At 42.8% G+C, this 8,207-nt stretch carries 9 protein-coding genes; 3 read left to right on the forward strand and 6 right to left on the reverse strand.

Annotated features, from left to right (window positions below):
* From BCT81_RS11640 to ccoN, 6 genes are all read right to left on the reverse strand, one after another.
* Window positions 1–394, reverse strand: a 394-nt coding sequence (locus BCT81_RS11640; protein WP_198596883.1) for a heavy metal translocating P-type ATPase metal-binding domain-containing protein, incomplete at its 3' end; no start/stop codon positions are given.
* A 5-nt stretch (window positions 395–399) separates the two neighbouring features.
* A complete protein-coding gene (locus tag BCT81_RS11645) occupies window positions 400–879 on the reverse strand; it encodes a FixH family protein (protein WP_102424427.1) in 480 nt (159 codons plus the stop codon).
* Window positions 880–964: 85 nt separating this feature from the next.
* Window positions 965–1,939, reverse strand: a complete 975-nt coding sequence (ccoP, locus tag BCT81_RS11650; RefSeq protein WP_061033419.1) for a cytochrome-c oxidase, cbb3-type subunit III — start codon at window positions 1,937–1,939, stop codon at window positions 965–967.
* A complete protein-coding gene (locus tag BCT81_RS11655) occupies window positions 1,939–2,115 on the reverse strand; it encodes a CcoQ/FixQ family Cbb3-type cytochrome c oxidase assembly chaperone (protein WP_004742291.1) in 177 nt (58 codons plus the stop codon). The genes ccoP and BCT81_RS11655 overlap by 1 nt, the downstream gene beginning before the upstream one ends.
* Before the next feature lie 9 nt (window positions 2,116–2,124).
* Complete coding sequence (gene ccoO / locus BCT81_RS11660; protein ID WP_004742292.1) at window positions 2,125–2,745, reverse strand: cytochrome-c oxidase, cbb3-type subunit II; 621 nt, start codon at window positions 2,743–2,745, stop codon at window positions 2,125–2,127.
* Between the two features lie 11 nt (window positions 2,746–2,756).
* Window positions 2,757–4,190 carry a cytochrome-c oxidase, cbb3-type subunit I gene (ccoN, locus tag BCT81_RS11665; protein ID WP_102424429.1) on the reverse strand — a complete coding sequence of 478 codons (1,434 nt, stop codon included), beginning with the start codon at window positions 4,188–4,190 and terminating at the stop codon, window positions 2,757–2,759.
* A 252-nt stretch (window positions 4,191–4,442) separates the two neighbouring features.
* Here ccoN and BCT81_RS11670 point away from each other — a divergent pair, with 252 nt between their 5' ends.
* The 3 genes from BCT81_RS11670 (at window position 4,443) to BCT81_RS11680 (ending at window position 7,828) form a co-directional block, all read left to right on the forward strand.
* A complete protein-coding gene (locus tag BCT81_RS11670) occupies window positions 4,443–4,808 on the forward strand; it encodes a hypothetical protein (protein WP_102424430.1) in 366 nt (121 codons plus the stop codon).
* Between the two features lie 111 nt (window positions 4,809–4,919).
* Window positions 4,920–6,104 carry an FIST N-terminal domain-containing protein gene (locus tag BCT81_RS11675; protein WP_061033420.1) on the forward strand — a complete coding sequence of 395 codons (1,185 nt, stop codon included), beginning with the start codon at window positions 4,920–4,922 and terminating at the stop codon, window positions 6,102–6,104.
* On the forward strand, window positions 6,104–7,828 hold the full coding sequence (locus tag BCT81_RS11680; RefSeq protein ID WP_102424432.1) for an ATP-binding protein: 1,725 nt from the start codon (window positions 6,104–6,106) through the stop codon (window positions 7,826–7,828). Before BCT81_RS11675 ends, BCT81_RS11680 begins: the two co-directional genes overlap by 1 nt.
* The last annotated feature ends 379 nt before the right edge of the window (window positions 7,829–8,207 follow it).

Here is an 8,207-nt window from a genome sequence, read left to right on the forward strand (position 1 = left end):
GTAGGGCGCGGTTGGTGGTGGTATTCACACGAATACTGCCCACACCTTTTTTTGAAGAGACTTGTTTCTCGATTAGCCATGCACAAGCTGCACATGAGACACCTTCAAGTGACAATGTCACCTCAGAGACGTTCTCAGAGTTTCTTACAAACTCCAATTGAACATCTTCATTATCATAATGACTGAGTGCCAGAAGTTGCTCTGGCACCAGATCCGCTTTCTCAGCAGGAGCGGTACGGTATTGGTAATAAGAAACCAAACCACTATCAACGATTGTCTGAGCTACGGTCTCGCAGCCCGGACAACACATCTTACGAGGCGATCCTAAGATCTCGACTTCAAAATCCGTTTCCGCTGGTACATCTTCACCGCAGTGATAACAGGATTCACACATAAGCTTTAGTTCGTTAGTTGAGTAGGAGTTTCAATCGGGAAGTTCATGCGACCTTGCACTAGCCATTCTTCGTCATGTGGAGTCAGCTCGATGAACCACGGACCTTCTAAGTGATGGTCCAGAGTCAGTGTGTAGTTGCCTCTCGCATCAGCGGTTAGTAGCTGAGTAAAATCGCGGTCTGGTAGCGTTCTGTGAACGAACATTGCGCTGATAGCAGGGAAGTGATCAAGTTTGCCTTTGTCTAATGTGATGATAACAGAGTTACCTTTCTCATTAAGTGAAGCTGATAGTCCTAGCTCCTTGGCGATGTTTACTTTTGAAATGTCGACATTAATGCCTTTTCCTTTTTTATAGTAATCCTCAGTCACTAGGTCTACAGAGTTCTGTGTAAACACAATAACCGTCATAATGGTCCAAATAACTACTGTCGCTGGCAACGCGATTAAGAACCACGGCCAAAACTGTTTATACCAAGGCTTTACCATAAAAAAGATCTCAAAAAAGAATAAAAAGAAGAGGTTATAAAATAAAGGAAAGACAGCCTCTTAGAAAGAGGCTGTTATTGAAATGTTACTTATTATCTGAGTTGCTTAGGCTCCACACGTAAGATGAAACCAGTTGTACTTTGTCTTCGCCTAGAATGTCTTTCCAAGCAGGCATTACGCCAGAACGTCCGTACATAACTGTTTCAGTTACGTCTGCACGAGAATCGCCAAACAACCAATCGCGGTCAGTTAGGTCAGGAGCGCCAACAGCAGGGTTACCCTTACCATCAGTACCGTGACACGCTGCACACACTACGAAACGAGCTTTACCAGCTTCTGCTTCACGTGCGTTTACGCTACGACCAGAAAGGCTAAGAGTGTAGCTAACTACTTCTTTTACGCCTTCTTCGCCAAGCGCGTCTTTCCAACCTGGCATTTGGCCAACACGACCGTGCATAATTGTTGTAACGATAGCCTCAGGTTCACCGCCATATAGCCATGCGTCATCAGTTAGGTTAGGGAAACCTTTCTGACCACGTGCATCAGAGCCGTGACACTGCGAACAGTTTTGCAAGAATAAACGTTGACCCACTTTGATTGCGTCAGCGTCTGATGCAATGTCAGGGATTGAACGTAAGCCGTTTTCGTCGTGAGCTAGCTTTCTGAATGCTTCACCGAAGTAGGTGTCTGCATCATCAAGCTCTTTCGCGTACGCATCTAACTGTTTGTTTGCTTGCGCAGCAGCAATTGCAGAGCGAGACTCTTCAACGCTGCGTACCGTTTGGTCTGAGCTTGTCCAACCTAAAAGGCCTTTAAAGTTACCTAGACCAGGGTATAGAGCAAGGTAAACCGCTGCAAAAACAATCGTACTGATGAAAAGGTATGTCCACCATTTTGGTAGTGGGTTGTTAAGCTCACGAATACCATCGTATTCATGGCCCATATCTTGACCTTCTTCTACGCCTGTTTTGTCTTTAAAACACCAACGAAGTAAGACAGCACAACCAATTAGGGTACCAATCGTAATCGCACTAACCCAGATACTCCAGAATGTACTCATTACTTTGTCACTCCTTCATTTTTAGAACTTGTTGCTGGCTCGTCGTCAGCAAACACTAGGTTCGCGTCTTCGTCGAAACGTGATTTACGGTTCTTGCCATATGCCCACCAAACGATGCCGATGAAGCAAGCAAAAACAGTCACAGTCCAAACACTTTGAAATGTAATAATGTCCATAATTATTCCTTATTTCATTGCGTGGCCAAGCGATTGAAGGTAAGCGATGATTGCATCCATCTCTGTTTTTCCTTCAACATCTTGTTTAGCGTTAGCAATTTGTTCGTCTGTGTAAGGAACACCAAATTGATTACGGAAGAGTTCAAGCTTCTGTTGAGTCAATTTGCCATCAAGTACATTCTCAGCAAGCCATGGGAAACCAGGCATGTTTGATTCAGGAACAAGTTCACGAGGGTCGATAAGGTGAACACGGTGCCACTCATCTGAGTAACGATCACCAACACGTGCTAGATCAGGACCAGTACGCTTTGAGCCCCATAGGAATGGGTGTTCCCAAACGCTTTCGCCAGCTACAGAGTAGTGGCCGTAACGTTCAGTCTCAGAACGGAAAGGACGGATCATTTGGCTGTGACATACGTTACAACCTTCACGAATGTAGATATCACGACCTTCCATTTCCAAAGCAGAGTAAACACGTAGGTTTTCTACAGGTTCAGTTGTCTGCTTTTGGAAGATAAGAGGGGTAATCTCTACTAAAGCACCAAAACTGATAGCAATAACGATCAAGATCGCTAGTAAGCCAACGTTCTTCTCTACCAACTCATGGCGATTATTTGAATTTGAGCTCATTCTAAATCTCCTTAAGCCGGTTGAGGGATAGCTTTAAGGCTATCTTTAGGTGCAGAAACAGTTTTGTACGTGTTGTATGCCATTAAGAACATACCAGATAGGAAGATGAAACCACCTAGGAAACGTACAAAGTAGAACGGGTAAGACGCTTCTACAGATTCAACGAAGCTGTAAGTTAATGTACCGTCAGAGTTAACTGCACGCCACATCAGACCTTGCATCACACCAGAGATCCACATTGCAACAATGTAGAAAACCGTACCAATCGTTGCTAACCAGAAGTGAACATTGATTAGAGATACAGAGTACATGCGCTCTTGACCAAATAGCTTAGGAACTAAGTGGTAAACCGAACCAATAGAAACCATTGCAACCCAACCTAACGCACCAGAGTGAACGTGACCGATAGTCCAGTCCGTGTAGTGAGATAGTGCGTTAACCGTTTTGATTGCCATCATTGGGCCTTCGAAAGTCGACATGCCGTAGAATGATAGAGAAACGATTAGGAAACGTAGGATAGGGTCGTAGCGAAGCTTATGCCACGCACCAGACAGAGTCATGATACCGTTGATCATGCCACCCCAAGAAGGAGCAAACAGAACCAAAGACATAACCATACCTAGAGACTGAGTCCAGTCTGGAAGTGCAGTGTAGTGTAGGTGGTGAGGACCAGCCCAGATATACAGAGACACAAGTGCCCAGAAGTGAACGATCGACAAACGGTAAGAATAAACAGGGCGACCAGCTTGTTTAGGAACGAAGTAGTACATCATACCTAGGAAACCAGCTGTCAATAGGAAGCCTACCGCATTGTGTCCGTACCACCATTGCACCATTGCATCAATTGCACCTGAGTAAATCGAGTACGACTTAAACGCAGATACAGGAACAGCTAGGCTGTTAACGATGTGCAACACGGCAACCGTGATGATGAAGGCTCCGAAGAACCAGTTTGCTACGTAAATGTGTGATGTCTTACGTTTAATCATGGTTCCGAAGAACACGATTGCATAAGCTACCCACACAAGAGTAATAGCAATATCGATTGGCCATTCTAGTTCTGCGTATTCTTTACCAGAGGTCAAACCTAACGGTAAAGTAATTGCAGCGGACAGGATAATCGCTTGCCAACCCCAAAAGGTAAAGGCTACGAGAGGGCCACCAAAGAGACGCGTCTGACAGGTACGTTGCACAACATAATATGATGTTGCAAACAGCGCACTTGTACCGAACGCAAAAATAACCGCATTAGTATGCAGGGGACGTAAACGACTGTACGTCAACCACGGCGTATCAAAGTTTAGCTGTGGCCAAACTAATTGAGCGGCAATCAAAACACCAACGCCCATACCGACAATACCCCACAAAATTGTAACCAGGGTAAATTGACGGACGACCGTATAGTTGTAGTTTTGTTCAAGCTGCTTTTCTTGGCTCATTTGCATGCTTCCAATTTCTTATTTACTACACTTTACTTCCAACACGACTCACGTCGTAATGCCACCCAAATTAGAAAAGGAAATTCAGCCTATTCAGGACCTTATTTCCACTTGCTGATTTTAAAAAAAAGTGGCATTTTCAACGCGACACTATACTTGAATTAACAAATCAATGACAGAGTAGTAACCTTACGCTTGGTCTGGAATTGGATTTTTATTTAAAAACTTTGAACTTTGTAACAAGGAGTAAAGATTATAATGGCGGCACAAAAGCTAACAAAAGGCAGGCTTGTTCAAATTATCGTCATGTTGGTTGTTTTAATAGCTGCATTTACTTGGAGAACAGTGACATACGATAATAACGAGACAATAACCTGTATCGTTTCAAAACCTTGTGAATTTGGTATTGATAATAATAATGTTTTAATTTCGGACGATAGCCAGGGGTATTCGATCGAAACATCTAAAACTGGCAAATTTATCATTAGCTATGAAGGAAGCGGAGTTTTAGAATCGAAAGGGTCTTCATCTTGGCTTTTACAAACCGATGATAAGAGCGCCTCAATAACGGTTACATTTCCACAACAGGTCATTACGTATACAGTAAGCCTATCCAAAGAATAAAATGGAAAACTGAGCAACACCTCGCTCTTTGATAGAAATGTTGACTAAACCAGTGAAACCTTGTGCATTAAAGTGTTATAAAGAAGACATTAATAAAGTTTCCAGAAATCTATGAAATTTCTATCAAAAGTCTCTTATTCCCTCGACGATAAAATCGCAGTAGATGAACTGCTCCAAGGGGTAGAAAACCCTGAGAATATCGCTTGCCTCATTTGTTACTGCACAGAAGAGTACTCCACGCTCGCTGTGCAGAGATATTTCGTAGATGCGCTTCCCAACACTCCCATACACGGCTGTACTACCTGTCATGGAATAATGACGGAAACGGGCTTTCATTCAGGGCCTGTGATCGGTGTACTCATCATCTATGATTCAGGTATTAATGCCTACGGAACGGGTATTAAACACTTCAGCCAATCCATCGAGCAAAGCACCTTCGACGCTATAGATACAGCGCTTAGAAACGCAAATAGAGAAGGTGAGATCCCAGATTTAATCTTGCTTCATTCTACTCCTGGTAACGAGGAGAAAGTAATGGCAGCGATCGATACTAAATTCGGGACTGAAGTTCCTATCATTGGTGGCAGTGCTGCCGATAATCAGGTATCTGGTAACTGGAGTATCTTTACCGAAGAGTCGCTTTCTATTAACGGGATCTCTTTAACGGTCTTTTTCGCCTCTCAATCCATCTATTCATCATTCAGTGCAGGTCACACGCCCACGCGTTACTCAGGTACCGTGACTAAAGTACGAAACAGAATCTTACTGGAGATAGACCATAGGCCAGCTGCTACGGTTTACAACGAGTGGACCAATTTCCACTTAGGGGGCAGCGACGACGGCTATATCTTTGAAAAATCGTCTGTTTATCCTTTGGGAAGAAAAGTCGGTTCGTCTTACAACTATCCGTATTTCAAGCTTTCACACTCTATCCGAGAAACAGAGTGCGACGGAATCGAGTTATTTACCGACATCAACGAAGGCGACACCATATACTTAATGCAAGGTTCTAAGCAGCAGTTAATTAGCCGCGCCGCCAACATCATTCATTCGTCTTACTACAATGACATGGATCTGGAAGAGAAATTAGGTGCTATCAACATCTTTTGTGCTGGTCCAATGTTAAACCTTAAACAAGACATGGATGAGGTTTGTGAACAAATAAATCAAGCACTTAATGGGCTTCCTTACATATGCCCATTCACTTTTGGTGAGCAAGGAAGACTTTCTGGTGGAGAGAACGCACACGGTAACTTAATGGTGTCATCAGCAACGTTTTATAGGTTAAAAAAATAATGGGCTCTGAAGGTCAAGAAGCGCTGCAAGAAGCACGTATTGAACTACAAAAACTAAAAGCCCGTGAGAGAAAACTGGCTGAAGAGAATAGGGTGATCCTATCGACTATCTCTGCGATCAGTAAAGCAAGTAACATATCAGAGATATTTTCTAGCCTTGAGTTTGTGTTAAAAAAGTACATCAAATTTGACGACTTTATCGTAGTCTCAAGAGTAGGGAACGAAGGTAATTTCAAGACTCTACTGACAAATAATAAAGTCTTTGAGCAGATGCACTGGACAGATTGTGGCAAGCTGTCTCGAGTCATTAATGGGGAATGCGCTATCCTTTTTGAACCCAAGTCTCTGGGTGAATTCAACTCTTTGCATCCCATTATTCTTGACCAAATAAACTCGGTGTTGATTACCGGTATAGATAGCGGGCTAACGCAATCGGTCATTATTTTTATTCACTCGAATACCAAACATTTTAGTATCGAAACTAAAGCAACTCTAAACCGTTTTCGCCCGCTTATTGAGCGCGCTGTTTTCGACATAGAGAACAAAGAGAAACTCGAAGCCACAGTGAGAGAGCGAACCGCGGAGCTTGTCACTGCAAGGAAAGACGCAGAAAGAGCCAACAAAGCCAAGTCAGAATTCCTGGCCATGATGAGCCACGAGTTAAGAACGCCACTGAACGCCATCATTGGGCTAATCGACACGTTAAAATCGACTCAACTAACGCCAGAACAACAGTCTATACTGCTAAATATGAGTACATCGTCTGAGCTTTTGCTAGCGATCATCAGTGATGTATTGGACTTTTCCAAAATAGAATCCGGGTGCTTCTCATTAGCGCCACAATGGAGCAATGTAAGAGACACTGTAACTTTTGTTTTGTCTGAACAAAAGAAAGCGGCAGACGATAAAGGTCTAACGCTCACGATTTCTAGTGATATCCCTGAGGGTGAACTTCACTATATAGACCCGAGCCGTTTAGCACAGATCTTGTTTAACTTAATAGGCAATGCCATCAAATTTACGGAACATGGGCACGTTCATGTATCCATAAAATACCAACAGAGCTCATTCTACATAGCAGTCGAAGACACCGGCATTGGAATTAGTTCGCAACAGCTATCGTCATTGTTCAGCCCGTTTGTGCAAGCAGATAGTACAATCACACGAAGGTTTGGTGGCACAGGCTTAGGTTTGGCAATCACCAAGAGATTGGTCGAATTGATGCGTGGACGTATATCAGTGGAAAGTGAGCCTGGGAAAGGTTCTAAGTTCGAAGTCCAATTGCCAGTGCTCACCAGAGTGACTAACAATTGCAATCAAATAGAAGATGATGTCTGTTCAAGAGAACTAAGAAGCCGATATTCAGTGCTGGTTGTTGAAGACAACCCAACAAACCAAATGGTGATTAAGTTAATTCTAACGAGGCAAGGCCACGAAGTTTTCATCGCAAGTAATGGCGAAGAAGCGATAGGATTTGTCGAAGACAACAACGACTCGATAGATATTATCCTAATGGATGTATCGATGCCGGTAATGGACGGTTTAACCACAACCAAATACATGAGAGAAGCAAACATACAAACACCAATCGTCGCGCTAACGGCACACACATCGGTTGAAGATAAATGCTCATGTTTAGATGTCGGTATGAATGATTTCGTGACCAAACCGGTAAGAACAAAAGAAATAACAGAAGCTATAGATAGATTAATGCTTGAGATCTAATAAACGTATTCTTAATCGAAGATTAGGAAATATGTTTATTAGGTATTTTATGGTAAATAGCCATTATGGTTAAATACACAGTATATGATGGCTAGAAACGAAGGCAGGGCATCAGATGTTGAGCTCTGCCTTATGATTACCAAATCCAATTTAACATAATATACATAATACGTAGTTATCATATGTGAAACTGAGAGCTTTACGAGCCTTATCCGTGGCAGATTTCACGTACAGAACCACTTAATTCATTCGCTTAACCATTTTTATGGGTTTGACTACACGTTGAATCAAACTAACTCGCACCACCTTGATTACATCAACTAAAACCTTTTACTGGATCTTTACGCAGCGCCTGTTCAAATTAACTCTTTAACTCTTT

Origin of the sequence: Vibrio sp. 10N.261.52.A1 (genome assembly GCF_002876325.1) — a bacterium.
In the GTDB taxonomy this organism is placed as follows: Bacteria; Pseudomonadota; Gammaproteobacteria; order Enterobacterales; family Vibrionaceae; genus Vibrio; species Vibrio chagasii.

Bases quoted from the DNA above. Each gene is read 5' to 3' on its own strand.
- BCT81_RS11645 (WP_102424427.1), bottom strand. From the start codon at position 879: ATGGTAAAGCCTTGGTATAAACAGTTTTGGCCGTGGTTCTTAATCGCG.
- ccoP (WP_061033419.1), bottom strand. From the start codon at position 1,939: ATGAGTACATTCTGGAGTATCTGGGTTAGTGCGATTACGATTGGTACC.
- BCT81_RS11655 (WP_004742291.1), bottom strand. From the start codon at position 2,115: ATGGACATTATTACATTTCAAAGTGTTTGGACTGTGACTGTTTTTGCT.
- ccoO (WP_004742292.1), bottom strand. From the start codon at position 2,745: ATGAGCTCAAATTCAAATAATCGCCATGAGTTGGTAGAGAAGAACGTT.
- ccoN (WP_102424429.1), bottom strand. From the start codon at position 4,190: ATGCAAATGAGCCAAGAAAAGCAGCTTGAACAAAACTACAACTATACG.
- BCT81_RS11670 (WP_102424430.1), top strand. From the start codon at position 4,443: ATGGCGGCACAAAAGCTAACAAAAGGCAGGCTTGTTCAAATTATCGTC.
- BCT81_RS11675 (WP_061033420.1), top strand. From the start codon at position 4,920: ATGAAATTTCTATCAAAAGTCTCTTATTCCCTCGACGATAAAATCGCA.
- BCT81_RS11680 (WP_102424432.1), top strand. From the start codon at position 6,104: ATGGGCTCTGAAGGTCAAGAAGCGCTGCAAGAAGCACGTATTGAACTA.